This is a genomic window from Tessaracoccus yangjingae (assembly GCF_054483935.1).
This window is the reverse complement of sequence record NZ_CM137014.1, coordinates 1773851-1789458: the sequence shown is the minus strand read 5'-3', so window position 1 is coordinate 1789458 and position 15608 is coordinate 1773851. Positions and strand designations below refer to the sequence as shown.

The window sequence follows — 15608 nt, the reverse complement described above, 5'->3', positions numbered from 1 at the left end:
AGGAGTGTATAACCCGCTGCCTGACGCATTTCGCCATACGACGCGCGGTGGCCAGTCTGTGCGGCATGAACACCGCCATGAGCACGTCGTCCGGTCCCGCGGGCTCGGCACGGGACGTCGGCACATCGCCTGACCCGAGCCGCATCCCCGGTCGGCGGGGTGTGATGACGGTGTTGGTCGGCGCCGCCAGCAACCAGGTGGGGGCCGGTCTGGGAGCCCAGGCCTTCGAGGCAGTGGGGCCGGCCGGAGTGGTCGCCGGACGTCAGGTGGTGGCCGCGGCGCTGCTGCTGCCGTTGGCCCGTCCCCGTATCCGGGAGTTGACCTGGGCGCAGTGGTGGCCCTCGCTGCTGTTGGCGCTGGTGTTCGCCAGCATGAACCTGTCGCTGTACACAGCCATCGACCGGATCGGTCTTGCCTTGGCAATCACGCTGGAGTTCGTCGGCCCACTCGTCGTGGCACTGCTCACCTCCAGGACGAGGTCGCACAGGATCACCGCCGTCGTGGCTGCGCTTGGGGTGTACGTCCTGATCCTGCCAGGGCCTGCCAGCGACCTGTGGGGGCTCGTGCTCGGGTTGCTTGCCGGCGCCTGTTGGGCGGGATACATCGTGCTGAACCGTGTGGTCGGGGCTCGCCTTCCCGGGTTGCAGGCCCCCGCCCTGGCCAGCGCTCTGTGTGCGGTGGGATACCTGCCGGTCGTCATCATCGTCGCCGTGAACGGCGGCTGGGATCCGGCCACCGTCGGGCGGGTCCTGGTCACCGGCCTGTTGTCGTCGGTGGTTCCCTACGCTGCCGATCTCATCGCACTACGTACCGTCCCCCCACGAGTGTTCGCGCTCCTGTCCAGTGCACAACCCGCCCTTGCAGCTGTGGCCGGACTTGTCCTCCTGGGTCAGGCGCTGGCGTTGCACGAGCTTGTCGGCATCGCCATCATCATCGCCACCAACGTCCTTGCCGTCAGTGCGGCACCACCGCGCAGGTCAGAGAGGGGTCACAGGAAGCTGGAGTCGTCGTCTGGGCCAGGCTGCGCACCGGTCACCCGGCTCCGAGCCGCCGCGACCACGGCGGACAGGTCGAGCCCGTAGAGCGGCCCGCCGCCGGCACGGTGGGCATCAAGGTGGCCCGCGCCCCGCTCCACGAGCCGCAGCGCCCCTGTCCGGTTCCCCCGCGCCGCATGGGTGAGGCCCACGCACAGCTGGGCGAGCCCCTGCCACAGGTCCCGCTCCTCTGCCGGGCACGCCTTCCAGCGGGCCTCCAGCACCTCGTGGGCGGAGAAAGGCCTGCCCTGCCTGAGGAGATCCCGCGCGGCCTCCAGCGACTCGAGGGGAGGTAGCGGCTCCTCGGACACCGGCTCCACCCCTGCAGCCCCGTAGGGCAGCGGCCGGCCCAGCTCGTCCCGCGGCCGGGCCTGACGTGCGCGGCCCGAGGGATCACGGTCACGCATCGCAGCCTCCCCTCCGCCCGGTCCGCGGGTCAGCGCCGGCAGCGCTCAACGGTCCCAGCGCGACTCGGGCTGCTCGTCGACCCCGTTCATCACCGCGGCCAGGCGGCGCGGCAGGGGCGCCTTGAAGATCTCCTCCAGCGTGATCCGCTTGCCCCGCATGTCCGCCAGGGGCACCCGCCAGTTGGGGTACTCGTCCACCGTGCCCGGCTGGTTCTGCGTCTGCCGCTCCCCCACCGCGTCGGTGAGCCCCGCCAGCAGCACCTTCGACGGTGTCCGTTGCAGGAACTTGTGCAGGGCAAGCATCACCTCCACCGGGTCCTCCGCCTGACCAGGATCGAGCAGCCCCTCGTCGACGAGCTTCGCGAGCCAGCCGGCCTGCTCGCGCTGCGCGCTGGCCAGTTCCTCCCCGAGCGGCTCAGTGAGCAGGCCCAGGTGGTCCCGCAGCCGGACGTGGTCCCCGGCCAGGTAGCCGAGGGTGGGCGGCAGGTCGTGCGTGGTGACCGACGCCATGCAGTACTCGCGCCACCACTGCGCGTCCAGCGGCTCGCCGTGCATGCCGGCCTCGAACCACAGCACCGAGGTGCCGAGGATGCCGCGGCGGGCGAGGTAGTCGCGGACCCACGGCTCGACGGTGCCGAGGTCCTCGCCGACGATGAGGGCCTGCGCTCGCTGCGCCTCCAAGGCCAGGATGCCCACCAGCGCCTCGTGGTTGTTGCGGACGTAGGTGCCCTTGGTGGGGCCGAGCCCCATCGGCACCCACCACAGGCGGAACAGGCCGATGATGTGGTCGATGCGCACGCCGCCGACCCGCCTCAGCGCGGCGGAGACCATGGCCCTGAACGGCGCGTACGCCAGCTCCTCCAGCTTGTCCGGCCGCCACGGGGGCTGGCCCCAGTCCTGCCCGGCCTGGTTGTACTGGTCCGGCGGCGCGCCGACGCCCATCCCGGCGGCGAACACGTCGGGCATCATCCACGTCTCCGCGCCCTGGCGGTGCACCCCGACGGCGAGGTCGGTGACGATGCCCACGGGCATGTTCACCTCCGCCGCGACGGTCTGGGCGGCGGACACCTGGCTCTGCGCGATCCACTGCAGCCATTCGAAGAAGTCCACCTCGGCGGCGTTGGCCTCGGCATACGCCGCGACCTCCGGTGACGACGGGCGCCGCAACTCCTCGGGCCACTCGGTCCACAGCTGGCCGTGGCTCACCGACAGGCAGGACCAGAGCGCGAAGTTGCGCAGCCCGACGCCCTCACGGCGGCGGAAGTCCTCGTACGCGATGCGGCGGGCGGACCGCATCCCGGCCTCGTGGATGAGCCGCAGCGCCTCGATCTTCAGCGGCCAGATGGCGTTGCGGTCCACGATCCCGGACGTCTCGGCCGCGGCCTGGGCCTGGCGCCGCAGCGCCTTGATCCGCATCCTGACCGACCGGCCGAGGGTGGCGTACTCCTCGATGGCCTCAGGCCGGATGTAGATGGGATTGATGAACCGGCGGCTCGCCGGCAGATACGGCGAGGGCTCCATCGGCGGCACGGGCTGGGCCGCGTGCAGCGGGTTGATCAGTACGTACCCGGCGAACTGCTTGGTGCCCGACCACGTGATGAGGTCCGCCAGGTCCGCCAGGTCGCCGATGCCCCACGACTGCTTCGAGGTCACGGAGTACAGCTGCGTGCCGTAGCCCCAGATCCGCTGGCCGCGCATGGCCGGAGGGAAGCCGACGAAGCCGGGCGTGACGATGAGGGAGCCGGTGTGCACGCCGGTGACGGTCTGGGCCACCACGTGGTGGTAGCCGGTGGGCAGGTCGTCGCCGAGCCAGAAGCTGGCCTCGCCGATGGCCTGGCCCTCGACCCAGCGGTCCGGGGCGAAGTTCTCCGACTGCCAGGCGGGCCTGGTCTCGCCCGACTCCAGCCGCACGTGGACGCGGACGTCTGTGCCTGCGGGAAGGTGGACGGCCACGTGGACGCCGCGACCCTCCTCGACCACCGTGCACGAGGGCACCGCCCTCAGCCATCGCTCGTCCTCGAGCCTTGTCAACGCGGCGTCCGCGGCCTCGGGGGTGCTGGCGTCGACGTCGAAGGCGGCCAGCACGGAGACGATGGTCTCCGCCGGGATGGGGACGTGCCTGCCCTTCCAGTCCCAGAACTCCTGGGCGATGCCGAAGCGCTCGGCGAGCTGGTTCAAGCCGGGGTGGAGGTCATTCACGGTGGGTGCCCTTAACGGATCTTGAGGACGTGGGTCTTTGCGATCATGTCACCCAGGGTCTGCTTCTCGCGGGTGAACGCGGCGAACAGTCCGTTGATCAGCCAGATGACCTCGTAGAGGATGGCGCTGGCGATGCCGCGGACGGCGGCGGTAGTCCAGTCCAGCTTCGAGTCCGCGGGGGCGCCCGCCTTCACCACCCTCATGCCGAGCACGAGCTGCCCGACGGTGGCGCTCAGGGTGCCGTACAGCACGGTGCGGTAGACGGCCATGATGGTGGCGCCCAGGATGGCGCTGTAGAGCAGCGCGGTCCACAGGTCCGCCCCGGGCACGGGCGGATCCGCGACCGGGTTCTCCACCCAGATCTCCAGGTCCCGGAGATAGCGGTTCAGGATGGTGTCGATCATGACGGTGAGGCCGAGGACGCCTGCCGCGATCTGCGTCACGATGCCCAGCAGGATCGAGTCGATGATGAAGCCCAGCGCGCGCCATCCGAACCCGGCGTAGGGCCGACCGGCCTGGTACTGGGGCGCGCCCATCGGCGTGCCGTAGCCGGCCTGGGGCGGATAGCCGTAGCCCGGCTGGGCGTGCGGCTGTGGCGGGGGCATGTGCGGGTCACGTGTGGCCTGCGACCACGCGATCCCGTCCCAATAGCGCTCGCCGCCGGAGCCGGCCGGGTCCGGGTACCATCCTGCGGGCGGCTGCTGGGGGGTGTAGGTCATGGGTCCAAGGATGCCATGACCAGCGCGCGGACCGTCAGCCCGCAGGCCGGTGCAGCTCGTTGGGCAGATACCCGATCCGGCGGCTCACCACGATGGCCGCGACGGACGCGAGGGTGAGCAGCGCGAGCGGCGCCGAGTAGGCCAGCTTCTGCGGCGGCACGAGCAGCAGCGCGGTGTAGATGCCGCCCGCCACGGCGGTGACCACCGAGTTGCCGACGGACTCGGCCACCTGCATCGACGACTGGTTGCGGCCCTGCTCGAAGGACGACGACAGGCTCATGACGGCCACCGCGGAGCTCGGCATGGTCAGGCCCATCCCCAGCCCGGCCACGATCCACGCCCCCAGGCCCACCGCCAGCGGCACCGCGGGCCACCACGCGAAGGCGGTGATCGCGGCGATGCCCACCGTCGAGCAGGCCGCGCCGGCCGTGACGTAGGCGCCGCGGTCCAGCCGCACCCAGGCCTGGGACTGCAGCCAGGAGCCCGTGGTCCAGCCGATGCTGCCGACGGTGAGCGCGAGCCCCACCTCGAAGGGGCTGAGGCCGCGCAGCTGCTGCAGGGTGACCAGCAGGATGGTCTCGGCCGCGAAGAAGGTACCGGCCTGGAGTGCGCGGGCCAGCACCACGCTGGGGATGCCGGGGCTGAAGCCGAGGGTGCCCGGCGCGAGGATCCCGGGCAGCCCCCACACGAGCGCCGCCAGGCCCATGACGCCGGAGGCCGCGCTGACCCAGCCGAGGTTCTGGCCGGCGAGCAGGATGAGCGAGGGGCCGAGCGTGACCGCGACGGTGGGGAGCACCGCCACAGGCGTCACGTCATCCTCCCCCGCCCGGAAGCGCCCCTGCACGCCGCGCAGTCCGGGGAGGGTCATCACGAACGCCACCGCCACCAGGGGCAGCATCGTGGCGAAGACGAGCCGCCAGTCGTACTGCGTCAACCACGCGGCGAACGGCGGGCCCACGAACGCCGGCAGTAGCCAGCAGAAGGAGACCAGGGCCATCACCCGGGGCCGGTCGCGCGGCTCGAAGCCGTGCGCCACCGTCACCGACAGCGTGAGGTTGAGTGCCCCGGCGCCGAGTCCCTGCACCGCGCGCGCGGCGAGCACCACCCAGACGTTGGGCGCCAGCCAGCCGAGGAGCAGGCCGACGGCGAACAGGGCGAACCCGGCGTACATGGGGGCGGCGGGGCCGCGGGTGTCGGCGACCCGACCGCTCACGATGGTGGCCAGCAGCATGCCGGAGACCATCGTCGTGAACGCCCACGGGTACAGGTGGGCGGCGTCGAACGAGGCCATGACGGTGGGGATGGCGGTGGCCAGCCCGATGGACTGGAAGGCCACCGAGAACACCGACAGCATGATCCCGACGATCAGCGTCCGTCTCCCAGAACCCACGCTCTCCCCTCCGATCCCGCCGACGCATCCGTCCGCATTACCATGGGCCCATGACTGAGCTCGCCCCCGGATCCCAGACCGTCACCCAGGAACGCGTCGAGCAGTTCGAAGACGGCGACCAGGACCGATTCTCGCACTACGTCCCCAAGGACAAGCTGGTGGCCGCCATGGTCAACGGCACCCCCGTCGTGGCCCTGTGCGGCAAGGTGTGGGTGCCCACCAAGAACCCCGAGAAATACCCGGTGTGCCCGGAGTGCAAGGAGATCTGGCAGTCCCTGAACCCGGGCGAGTGAGCCGGGCTCAGTAGCGGTAGCTGTCCGGCTTGAACGGACCGCTCGGATCCACCCCGAGGTAGCCGGCCTGCTTGGCGGTGAGCGTGGACAGCTCGACGCCGAGGGCCGCCAGGTGCAGGCGGGCCACCTCCTCGTCGAGGTGCTTGGGAAGCGTGTACACGCCGACGGGGTACTCCTCGGTCTTCGTGAACAGCTCGATCTGGGCGAGCACCTGGTTGGTGAACGAGTTGCTCATCACGAACGACGGGTGACCGGTGGCGTTGCCCAGGTTGAGCAGCCGGCCCTCGCTCAGAACCAGGACGGAGTGCCCGTCCGCGAAGCGCCATTCGTGGACCTGCGGCTTGATCTCGATCTTCTCGACGTCCGTGCGGGTCTCGAGGCCCGCCATGTCGATCTCGTTGTCGAAGTGGCCGATGTTGCCCACGATGGCCTGGTGCTTCATCCTGGCCATGTCGTCGGCGGTGATCACGTCGCAGCACCCGGTGGCCGTGATGAAGATGTCCGCGCGGTCCACGACGGAGCCCAGCGCGGCCACCTGGTAGCCGTCCATGGCCGCCTGGAGCGCGCAGATGGGGTCCACCTCGGTGACGATGACGCGGGCACCCTGCCCGCGCAGCGACTCGGCGCAGCCCTTCCCGACGTCCCCGTAGCCGCAGACCACGGCCACCTTCCCGCCGATGAGCACGTCGGTGGCGCGGTTGATGCCGTCGATGAGGGAGTGGCGGCAGCCGTATTTGTTGTCGAACTTGGACTTGGTGACCGAGTCGTTGACGTTGATGGCCGGGAACAGCAGCGTGCCCTCGCGGGCCATCTCGTACAGGCGGTGGACGCCGGTGGTGGTCTCCTCCGTGACGCCCTTGACGGAGAGGGCGAGGGCCTGCCAGTCCACCGCCCCCTGGGCCTCGCGCAGGGTGTCCAGGATGACCCGCCACTCGTGCGAGTCCCCGTCCTTCGCCTCGGGCACCGTGCCCGAGCGCTGCGCCGCGACGCCCTGGTGAACCAGCAGCGTCGCGTCCCCGCCGTCGTCGAGGATCATGTTGGGCTGCCCGCCGTCCGGCCACTGCAGGATCTGACGGGTGCACCACCAGTACTCCTCCAGCGTCTCGCCCTTCCAGGCGAAGACCGGGATCCCGGCCGCGGCGATGGCGGCCGCGGCGTGATCCTGGGTGGAGAAGATGTTGCACGAGGCCCAGCGCACCTCGGCGCCGAGCGCCACCAGGGTCTCGATCAGGACGGCCGTCTGGATGGTCATGTGCAGCGACCCGGCGATCCTCGCCCCCGACAGCGGCCGGGTGGCGCCGAAGCGCTCCCGCATGGCCATGAGGCCGGGCATCTCGTGCTCGGCGAGGGTGATCTCCCTGCGGCCGAAGTCGGCGAGGGACAGGTCAGCTACGCGAAAATCCACGCGGCCACTCTACCCGGCCGGCGGCGCCTCCCCCGACGCGGCGATGTGGGCCAGCGCGAGGTCGTAGCCGCCCACGCCGCAGCCGATGATGATGCCCGAGGCCTTGGCCGACAGCACGCTGTGCTGCCGGAACTCCTCGCGGCCGTGCACGTTCGAGATGTGCACCTCCACGTAGAAGGGCACCAGCGCCGCGGCGTCGGCCACTGCGTACGAGTAGTGCGTCCAGGCTCCCGCGTTGAGGACGACGGCGGCGCCGGCGTCGGCCGCCTCGTGCAGCCACCCCACCATCTCGCCCTCGTGGTCCGTCTGGCGCACCTCGACGTCCAGGCCCATCCCGCGCCCGGTGCCGACGAGGTGCTCGGCGAGTTGGGCGTGCGTGGTGGCGCCGTAGACCTCCGGCTGCCGGGTGCCGAGCCGCCCGAGATTGGGGCCGTTGAGGACGAAGACCTTGCGCATGGCCACTACTCTGCCAGCCCGATCTCGAGGTACGCGGCGCCGTAGAGGCCCCGCTGGAGCAGCGTCACGTAGCGCTCCACGTCGCTGAGGGCCAGGTCGGCGTCGCCGGACGAGATCCGCGCCACGCGCACGCCGACGCTCTCGGCCCGCCGCGCCAGCCGGTCCGCGACGTCGCTCAGCCGGTCGGTGAGCTTGTCGTCGTCCAGCAGCAGGAGGCACGGCTGGACCTCGGCGACGCCGTCGACGGGGTCCGCGAACGGGTCCCGGGGGTTGACGGCGCAGAGCAGGGTGTCGAGCTCGGCCGCGTCCGCCGCCAAGGCTGGGCGCCCGCAGGCGCGCCGGACTGCCTCCGCGATCCGGCGCGAGGCGCGGCCGGCCAGCACCGTGCCGCCCCAGATGAGGGGAAGCGAGTCCGCCAGGTACAGCGCGAGTTCCTTGCCCGGGTTGTCCGACAGGTCCCGGCCCGGGGCGCAGGCCTCGGCCACGAGGTCCGCCGCGTCCGCGACGTGCGCGGTGTGCACCGCCGGCCCGAGCCCGAGGTCGCCGAGGAGGGAGAGGACGGCCACCGCCGCGGACAGCGGATCGGACTCGACGGCGGGGATCAGGGTGGTGGCCGGCGAGGCGGTCATGCGGGCCAGCCGCGATCCCGCGGGCGCCGCCACGATCATCGTCGCCCCGCGGCGCATCGCCTCGACGGCGCACTGCAGGACCCACTCCGGGGTGTCGTCGTCGCCCAGGACGACGGCGAGGTCCAGCGGCCCGACCCAGGCGGGCAGCCCGGGGCCCGGCCACGCCATGAACGGGACGGGGCAGGTGCCCTCCAGCACGGCGCGGATCAGCCGCGCCTCGGCGCCCAGCGCGAGGATCCCCCTCGGACGGTCTGCGCGCTCCAGGTGGCCCACAGGCTCCGAGAGGGCCGCCCGCCGGATCCGGGCCCCCGTCGAGGCGAGCCGGCGCAGGCCCTCGTGCGCGTCGAGATCCGGGTGCTCCAGGCGCCCGTCGTCGAACTGCAGCTGCCCGTTCACAACGTGCTGCGGGCCTGGTCGATGAGGAGCACGGGGATGTTGTCCCGCACCGGGTACGCCAGCCCGCAGGCCCGGTCGGTGCACACCAGCTCGTGCGCGTCGTAGTCCACCGCGAACTTGGCGTGGCACGCCGGGCACGCCGCCACGGCCATGAACTCGGGCGAGAGCTCCATCGTCTTGTCTGCCATCATCGTCTGACCTCCACGAGTCGTCGCTTGGTGAAAAATCTACCCGGCGCGGACGAGGCCGAGCACCTCATCGCGCAGGGCCCGCATGGTGTCGGCGTCCCGGGCCTCCACGTTGAGCCGCAGCAGCGGCTCGGTGTTGCTCGAGCGCAGGTTGATCCACCACCCGGCGTCCCGGTTGCGGACGGTGAGCCCGTCCACCCGGTCCGCCTCGCCGCGACCCTCGAACGCCGCCGCCACGCGGTCCATGTGCCCCGGGGCGTCCTCGACGGTGGAGTTCAGCTCGCCCGAGCGGTGGTAGCCGTCGTAGACGGCGGCCAGCTCGGACAGGGGCCGGTCGGCCTGCCGCACCAGCTCGATGACGTGGAGCGCGGCGAGCATGCCGGTGTCCGCTGACCAGAAGTCTCGGAAGTAGTAGTGGGCCGAGTGTTCGCCGCCGAACACGGCGCCCGTCCGGGCCATGAGCGCCTTGACGTAGGTGTGTCCGACGGTGGACTGCTCGACTCGCCCACCGTGGCGCTCGACCGCCTCCCCGACGCACCACGACGTGATGGTGTTGGTCACGATGGTGGAGCCCGGGTGCTTGGCCAGCTCGGCGACCGCGATCATGGCGGTGACCACCGAGGGGTCCACCACGCCGCCGCGCTCGTCGACGATGAAGCAGCGGTCCGCGTCCCCGTCGAAGACCAGGCCGAGGTCCGCGCCGTGCCGGACGACGGCGCGTTGCGCGTCCACCAGGTTCTCCGGCTCCAGCGGATTGGCGGGGTGGTTGGGGAACGTGCCGTCCAGGTCCAGGTAGAGCCCCACCACGTCGAGCCCGCGCCCCGCCAGCGCCGTGAGGGCGGTGTGGCCGGCCATGCCGTTGCCCGCGTCCACGACGACGGTGAGCCCGCGCTCCCCCGTCGGCGGTACCAGGTCCGACAGCTTGTCGGCGTAGGCCTCCAGAGCGTCCAGTTCCCGGTAGCCGCCGGTGACCTCCGCGCCGATGCCGACGGTGGCGGCGATGTCGCGCAGCCGGGCCATGAAATCCGCCGGCACAGGCCTGGCGTCGGCCAGGCAGAACTTGACCCCGTTGTACGAGGCGGGGTTGTGGCTGGCGGTGAACTGCACCCCTGGAAGGCTCAGCCAGCCGGAGGCGAACCACAACTCGTCGGTGGAGCTCAGCCCGATGTCGACCACCGAGGCCCCGGCGCGGCGGGCGCCGTCGGCGAAGGCCAGCGACAGCTCCCGCCCGAGGACGCGCATGTCGCGGCCGAGCACGAACTCGCCCGGCCCGAGCAACTCGACGAACGCGGCCCCGAGGGCCCTGGCCCCCTCCGCGTCCCACTCGGGGTGATCGCCGACGACGATGCCGCGGATGTCGTTGGCCTTGAAGATCTGGGGGGCTAGCACCGGCCCAGCGTATCGCCTGCGCCGGGGAGGCTCAGTCGATCGTCGGCACGAGGCGCAGGTGGCCGCCGCGGCCGTGCTCCTCGTGCTCGACCGGGCGACGGACCGGCTCCGGGGCGGGGTCGTCGTGGCGCAGCCCGATGGCGCGCACCGCGTCCGCCAGGGCCATCAGGTCGTCCTGCGGCACCGCCGGGGTGGGCACCCGGCCGTCGAGCGGGAGGCGGATGACCTCCCAGCCCTTCGGCACGCTGGTGCGCTCCGCGTGGACGGCGCACAGGTCGTAGGAGCCGGGTTCGGCCGCCAACGCGAGGGGGCCGAGGACGGCGGTCGAGTCGGCGTAGACGTAGGTCAGCGTGGCGACGGCCGGGGCCACGCACGCGGTACGGGAGCATCTGCGCACGGGCTGACGGTACCCGACGGTGGACTAGGGTTGCCGCATGCCACGCAGACGAGACCGGCACGGGCGCGGGATCCGCGGCCCGCTGGCCGCCCCCAACCAGTGGACCGGGCGCCCGGTGCCCCTCCACCGGCCCTCGCGCGTGGACTTCTTCAACGACTGCGTGACCTCCGCGATGGCGGATATCGCCGCCGTCGCGCCCGACGCGCTCAACGGGGTCATCGTCGGCGTCGAGGACGTGCCCCACCTCAACGTGGCGTGGTCCGGGGACCGGGTGCCGCTCTCGGCGGCGCTCGAGCCTGGCCGCGGCAGGTCCGCGCAGATCGTCATCTTCGAGCGCCCGCTGGAGCACCGCGCGTCGTCCCGCAGCCAGCTGCGCAGGCTGGTGCACCGCACCATCGTCGAGCAGCTCTCCACCCTGACGGGACGCAGCATCGACGAGCTGATGGGCGGCGACTGGGACGACGAGGACTGAGCCGGCCGGGCTCAGCGCAGGCCGGGCTGCTGTTCGGCCGGCAGGGTGAGCGCGGGGGCGTCGGCCGCCGGGCCGAGCGGCACCACCACGGTGCCCGCCGGTGCCGGCGTGGAGGCGGCGGCGATCAGTTCGCCGTCTGCCGCGACCGAGACCACCACCGGATCCCCGGCGGGGATCGCCACTGCCACCGTGTAGCCGGGCTCGACGGTGACCTCCTGCGTGGCCGCCGTGCCGCCGATCGGCGTGAGGGTGACCTCGGCCACCACAGCCGCGGAGCGGCCGGGGTTGCTGAGCTGGAGCACGCCCGAGCCGGGGACCAACCCCGCCAGATCCGCGCCCGGCTCCCCCGCCACCACGGTGGCCGGCGAACCGGCCCCGCCGGTGACGAGCGCCGCGCCGACCGCCTCGGGCGCGGTGACCCGCACCGCCGTCGCCTCGCCCGCCAGCGGGGCCGTGAGATCGACCGCGATCGTGGTCATGGCGGGGATGGACAGCGACTCCGCCACGGCCGGGACGTAGGGCCCTGCCGGGCCCATGCCCTCGATTGCGACGTCCACGCGGTCCTCGTGCGGGTTGGTCACCAGCAGCCGGGTGCCGGTGGCGCCTGCAGGGGCGCCGGCGAGCAGGTGCTCGGTGGCCACGGTCGTCGGCGGCGAGACGAGCGCGCGCCTACCCTCCACGGCGGCGGCCAGCATGGCGACCCGCCCCTGGCTCGCGTCGAAGACGACGCCGATCGGCCCGGTGGCTGCCAGCACCGACAGCGCCACCCGGCGGCTGACGCCCGGCGCGAGGGCGATGCCACGCGCGCCCACCGCCGCGATCTCGCCCTGCGGGCCGAGCAGCGTCAGGTCGACGGCAGCCTCCGTCGGATCGGTGTTGACCAGGATCAGCTCCACCGTGGACGGATCCGCGACCAGCACCATGCCCGACGTGGCAGGGGTGCCGCACGGGGCGAAGGCCGGCTCAGCCCGGGCCAGGAGCACCCCGGCCGAGATCCGGTTCTCCGCGCTGAGCTCGACCGGCCCGGTCAGCGGGTCCGCCGCGGGGGCGACGACCTCGCGCGCGGCGCCGTCGAGGGCGGTGACCGTCACCGGTCCGGAGCCCCCGATCAGCGCCGTGCCGGGGAGGGCGCAGGTCAGGCTGGTGCTGCGGGGCAGCTCGATCACCTCGGCCGCCGGCTTCCGCAGCGGGCTGATCAGCGCGAGACCGACCGCGACGGCCACCACCAGCACCAACGCCCCCAGCGACAACGCGGCTCTGCGGATCATTCCTGTCCCCTTCGCGCGACGGTGGCGCCACCCAGCGACGGCGCGGCCAGGATGGCCAGCACCACGACGACGAGGAGCTGCACGGCGAACCTCCAGGGATGGGGCTCCGGGCGCACCACCACGTCGCCGCCGTCGGCGCCGAGCTGGAAGGTGAGCCGCTCCGCGCCGTCCACCCGGGCCAGGGCGCGCCCGTCGAGGGTGGCCTCCCAGCCGGCGTCCGGGGGTTCGGCGACCACCAGGACGCGGTCCGGTCCGCCCGGCTCGACGGTGCCGCGCAGCAGCGGCTCGGCGGTGTCGCCGTCGGTGACCTGCGTGCGCGACACCAGGCCCACCACCGTCCACACCACCGTGGTCGCGTCCGCGGCCGCGCTGGTGAGGCCGGCAGCGTTGTCCAGCGCCGCCCTGGTCTCAGGGCCGAATCCGCGCAGCCAGACGTGCGAGACGCCCAGCCCCGTGAGTTGCTGGGCGACGTCGTCGGGCACCGAGGCGGTGGAGAAGGCCTGCACCAGGGCGAGGAACTCGGCGGAGAAGTCCCCCACCGGGTTGCGCTCGCCGGTGCCCCACTGGGGCTGCCTGGCATCCACCACGTTCCAGGCGAGGACCCCGTCGGCGGTGCGCTCGATCATGAGGGCTCGGGTGTCGCGGGGGGAGTCGAGCACGTCGCGCACGTAGCCGGGCAGGGCGGACGCGCGGTCCGCGACCGGCCCGGCGAAGCCCACGACGGCCCACACCCCGGCGGCCAGCAGCCCGCTGAGGCCGAGCGCCAGCGCCGACCGCGACACCGACGAGCCCGCGCGCTCCACGGCCACCACCGGCGCGAGGAGGGCGGCCACCACCAGCAGCGCCCAGGGCGACAGCAGGACCCGCGCGGTGCCGCCGTCGACCGTGACCACCAGCCGCGACAGCAGGGTCCCGACGATCAACGGGGCCGCCACGCACACCACAGCCCAGCGCCAGGCCGTCCCCGTCAGGCGGGCCATGGCCGCGACGGCCACCAGCGCCAGCACCGCGAAGAACGCCACGTTGGCCCACAGCGGCAGGCCCGACGGCAGGATGCGCCCCACCACCAGCGCGAAGGAGGCCGGCGGGAAGTCCGGCCAGGCGAGCGGATCCACCCCGGTCAGCAGCCTCCCCGGGTGCGTGGCCAGGACCACCAGCCACGGCGCGAGGAACAGCCACGCGGGGGCCACGCCGACGGCGGCGTCGACCACCCGCCCGCGGTCCCGAAGCGCCCAGACCACGGCGGCGATGGTGACCGCCGGCAGCAGCACGGGCCACACGAGCGAGGCGATGATCAGCCAGAAAGCCGCCCCGGCGGGGGCGCGGAGCCGCTCGGCGCCCGCCGTGTCGTTGCGGACCACGGCGTGGACGGAGCGGGCGAGCAGGGGTCCGACGACGGCGAGCACCATGCCGCTGACGTCGCCGGCGGTGACCAGCCCCAGCAGGATCGTCGCGCCGGCCCAGGCCGCGGAGACGGCCGCCGCGGGGGCAGCCGCGACGCCGAGGCGCCTCAGCAGGGCGAGCGCGGACAGCCCGGCGAGCGCGGGAATGGCGAGCAGGGCGAGGAACGCGAACCAGCCGGGGCTGCCCAGACCCGCCAGCGACGCGACGGCGGCCACACCCATCCACGGCGCCTCACCTGCGAGGTAGGCCTCCCACACGGCGCCGATCGACGCGGGCGCGGGCAGGAGCCCTCCCCCGGAGACCGGGCCGAGGCCCAGCAGGGTTCGACCCGCCGCCCCGGCGGCCACGGCCAGCACCACCAGCAGGACGGTGACGGGCGAGAGCACGCGACGGCGGACCGGCCCGCCCGCGAAGTCGTCGCCGGTGAGGTCGTCGATGGTGGTGTCCGCCTCGCGCAGGTCCCGGAAGCGCTCCGCCACCCCCGATCCGAGCTTGTCGACGGCGTGGCGCAGCGGCCAGAAGCGGTTGGGCAGCAGGTCGGCGGGCGTGAGGTCCTCGTCGGGCATCCGGGTGGCCAGCGCCGCCGTCGCCTCGGGAGTGCGCAGGTAGCCGCGCATCGCGGAGATCTCGGCGCCCGCATGACCGGGCGACTTGGCCAGCAGGAAGCCGAGCGCCCGCACCAGCGAGGCCAGCACGATGCCCACCCTGGAGGCGCCTCGGGAGCCCGCCACCCTGAGCGCGGCCAGGCGGTCGTCCTCGTGCGGGTGCCGCGGTGTGGGCCGTTCGCCGGTGCGGCCGGCGCGACGGTGGGTCAGGGCCGCCGCGGGCCAGGTGAGCACGCGGTAGCCGACGGCGTTGGCGCGCCAGCCCAGGTCCACACCGTCGCGGTGCCGCTCCACCTCGGGGGCGAGGCCGCCGATCTCCCGCCACGCCTCGCCGCGCACCAGCAGCCCGGCGGTGGACCCGCCCAGCACGTCGCGGGACTCGGTCTGCTGCTGGTCGACGTCCCCCTCTTCCACCATCGGCACCCGGAGGCCGCCGGGCGTGATCGCCTGGCCCACCTCGGAGAGGGTCTCGGGGTAGTTGCGGCGCTTCGGCTCGAGCAGCTTGGGCACCACGACGTCTGCCTGGCGCGCGCCGTCGAGGAGGTGCGCGAGAGTGTCGCGGCGGGGGGAGGAGTCGTCGTGCAGCAGCCAGATCCAGTCCGGCTCCGTGTCGCCCAGCCCGAGCGCCACCGCGGCGCCGAAGGTGCTGCCCTCTCCGCCGTCGATGAACTCGTCGAGGACCCCCTCTGCCGTCGCGCGCAGCAGCAGGTCCCGGGAGCCGTCGGCCGAGGCCGTGTCCACGGCCACCAGGCGGCCGGGGCGGGGCTCGAGGCCGGCGAGGGCGAGCAGTTGTCGGGGCAGCCAGTCCTCGGCGTCGTGGACCACCATGACGGCGGTGACGGTGGACGGATCGATGGGTGGGGCCTCACCGGCCGGATCCTCGTTGTCGATCCAGGACCAGAGGTCCTCCAGGCGTCCGTGCTGCGGTTCCTCGGTCAAGCTGTCCGGACCTCCGAA

General features: G+C 73.1%; 15 protein-coding genes. 3 read left to right on the top strand and 12 right to left on the bottom strand.

Annotated elements, in window-relative coordinates; genetic code table 11:
- Positions 1-65 precede the first annotated feature (65 nt).
- Positions 66-1082, top strand: coding sequence for an EamA family transporter (locus ACX1D3_RS07790; RefSeq protein WP_458996411.1), 1017 nt, complete (start codon positions 66-68; stop codon positions 1080-1082).
- Here ACX1D3_RS07790 and ACX1D3_RS07785 read toward each other — a convergent pair.
- From ACX1D3_RS07785 to ACX1D3_RS07770, 4 genes are read right to left on the bottom strand one after another with little or no spacing between them, the layout of a single operon-like run.
- Positions 989-1441 carry a DUF309 domain-containing protein gene (locus ACX1D3_RS07785; RefSeq protein WP_458996410.1) on the bottom strand — a complete coding sequence of 151 codons (453 nt, stop codon included), beginning with the start codon at positions 1439-1441 and terminating at the stop codon, positions 989-991. The two genes, ACX1D3_RS07790 and ACX1D3_RS07785, sit on opposite strands and share 94 nt — an antisense overlap.
- Positions 1442-1486: 45 nt before the next feature.
- On the bottom strand, positions 1487-3640 hold the full coding sequence (gene malQ / locus ACX1D3_RS07780; protein ID WP_458996409.1) for a 4-alpha-glucanotransferase: 2154 nt from the start codon (positions 3638-3640) through the stop codon (positions 1487-1489).
- Between the two features lie 11 nt (positions 3641-3651).
- On the bottom strand, positions 3652-4359 hold the full coding sequence (locus ACX1D3_RS07775) for an RDD family protein (protein ID WP_458996408.1): 708 nt from the start codon (positions 4357-4359) through the stop codon (positions 3652-3654).
- A gap of 34 nt (positions 4360-4393) precedes the next feature.
- Positions 4394-5749, bottom strand: coding sequence for an MFS transporter (locus tag ACX1D3_RS07770; RefSeq protein ID WP_458996407.1), 1356 nt, complete (start codon positions 5747-5749; stop codon positions 4394-4396).
- Between the two features lie 50 nt (positions 5750-5799).
- Here ACX1D3_RS07770 and ACX1D3_RS07765 point away from each other — a divergent pair, with 50 nt between their 5' ends.
- Positions 5800-6042 carry a DUF3039 domain-containing protein gene (locus tag ACX1D3_RS07765; RefSeq protein WP_458996406.1) on the top strand — a complete coding sequence of 81 codons (243 nt, stop codon included), beginning with the start codon at positions 5800-5802 and terminating at the stop codon, positions 6040-6042.
- Positions 6043-6049: 7 nt separating this feature from the next.
- Here ACX1D3_RS07765 and ahcY read toward each other — a convergent pair whose 3' ends face one another.
- From ahcY to ACX1D3_RS07735, 6 genes are read right to left on the bottom strand one after another with little or no spacing between them, the layout of a single operon-like run.
- On the bottom strand, positions 6050-7447 hold the full coding sequence (ahcY, locus tag ACX1D3_RS07760; RefSeq protein ID WP_458996405.1) for an adenosylhomocysteinase: 1398 nt from the start codon (positions 7445-7447) through the stop codon (positions 6050-6052).
- Between the two features lie 9 nt (positions 7448-7456).
- On the bottom strand, positions 7457-7903 hold the full coding sequence (locus tag ACX1D3_RS07755) for a type II 3-dehydroquinate dehydratase (RefSeq protein WP_458996404.1): 447 nt from the start codon (positions 7901-7903) through the stop codon (positions 7457-7459).
- A gap of 5 nt (positions 7904-7908) precedes the next feature.
- Positions 7909-8928, bottom strand: a complete 1020-nt coding sequence (locus ACX1D3_RS07750) for an SIS domain-containing protein (RefSeq protein WP_458996403.1) — start codon at positions 8926-8928, stop codon at positions 7909-7911.
- Positions 8925-9119 (bottom strand): Trm112 family protein, encoded by a 195-nt coding sequence (locus ACX1D3_RS07745; protein ID WP_458996402.1) that lies wholly within the window; start codon positions 9117-9119, stop codon positions 8925-8927. Before ACX1D3_RS07745 ends, ACX1D3_RS07750 begins: the two co-directional genes overlap by 4 nt.
- 36 nt (positions 9120-9155) lie before the next feature.
- Positions 9156-10505 (bottom strand): phosphohexomutase domain-containing protein, encoded by a 1350-nt coding sequence (locus tag ACX1D3_RS07740; RefSeq protein WP_458996401.1) that lies wholly within the window; start codon positions 10503-10505, stop codon positions 9156-9158.
- Between the two features lie 31 nt (positions 10506-10536).
- Positions 10537-10902, bottom strand: a complete 366-nt coding sequence (locus ACX1D3_RS07735) for a DUF3499 domain-containing protein (RefSeq protein WP_458996400.1) — start codon at positions 10900-10902, stop codon at positions 10537-10539.
- A 37-nt stretch (positions 10903-10939) separates the two neighbouring features.
- Between ACX1D3_RS07735 and ACX1D3_RS07730 the strand changes: the two genes are divergently transcribed.
- The gene (locus ACX1D3_RS07730) at positions 10940-11374 is read left to right on the top strand and encodes a metallopeptidase family protein (protein ID WP_458996399.1); all 435 of its coding nucleotides are present in this window, start codon (positions 10940-10942) and stop codon (positions 11372-11374) included.
- 11 nt (positions 11375-11385) lie between these two features.
- Here ACX1D3_RS07730 and ACX1D3_RS07725 read toward each other — a convergent pair whose 3' ends face one another.
- Positions 11386-12642 (bottom strand): DUF5719 family protein, encoded by a 1257-nt coding sequence (locus tag ACX1D3_RS07725; RefSeq protein ID WP_458996398.1) that lies wholly within the window; start codon positions 12640-12642, stop codon positions 11386-11388.
- Entirely contained in the window at positions 12639-15590 is a 2952-nt protein-coding gene (locus ACX1D3_RS07720; protein WP_458996397.1) for a glycosyltransferase, read from the bottom strand. The genes ACX1D3_RS07725 and ACX1D3_RS07720 overlap by 4 nt, the downstream gene beginning before the upstream one ends.
- Positions 15591-15608: the final 18 nt, after the last annotated feature.

Coding starts and splice junctions, on each gene's coding strand:
- ACX1D3_RS07775 (WP_458996408.1), bottom strand. CDS start 4,359: ATGACCTACACCCCCCAGCAGCCGCCCGCAGGATGGTACCCGGACCCG.
- ACX1D3_RS07755 (WP_458996404.1), bottom strand. CDS start 7,903: ATGCGCAAGGTCTTCGTCCTCAACGGCCCCAATCTCGGGCGGCTCGGC.
- ACX1D3_RS07725 (WP_458996398.1), bottom strand. CDS start 12,642: ATGATCCGCAGAGCCGCGTTGTCGCTGGGGGCGTTGGTGCTGGTGGTG.
- ACX1D3_RS07730 (WP_458996399.1), top strand. CDS start 10,940: ATGCCACGCAGACGAGACCGGCACGGGCGCGGGATCCGCGGCCCGCTG.
- ACX1D3_RS07790 (WP_458996411.1), top strand. CDS start 66: ATGAACACCGCCATGAGCACGTCGTCCGGTCCCGCGGGCTCGGCACGG.
- ACX1D3_RS07745 (WP_458996402.1), bottom strand. CDS start 9,119: ATGATGGCAGACAAGACGATGGAGCTCTCGCCCGAGTTCATGGCCGTG.
- ACX1D3_RS07785 (WP_458996410.1), bottom strand. CDS start 1,441: ATGCGTGACCGTGATCCCTCGGGCCGCGCACGTCAGGCCCGGCCGCGG.
- ACX1D3_RS07765 (WP_458996406.1), top strand. CDS start 5,800: ATGACTGAGCTCGCCCCCGGATCCCAGACCGTCACCCAGGAACGCGTC.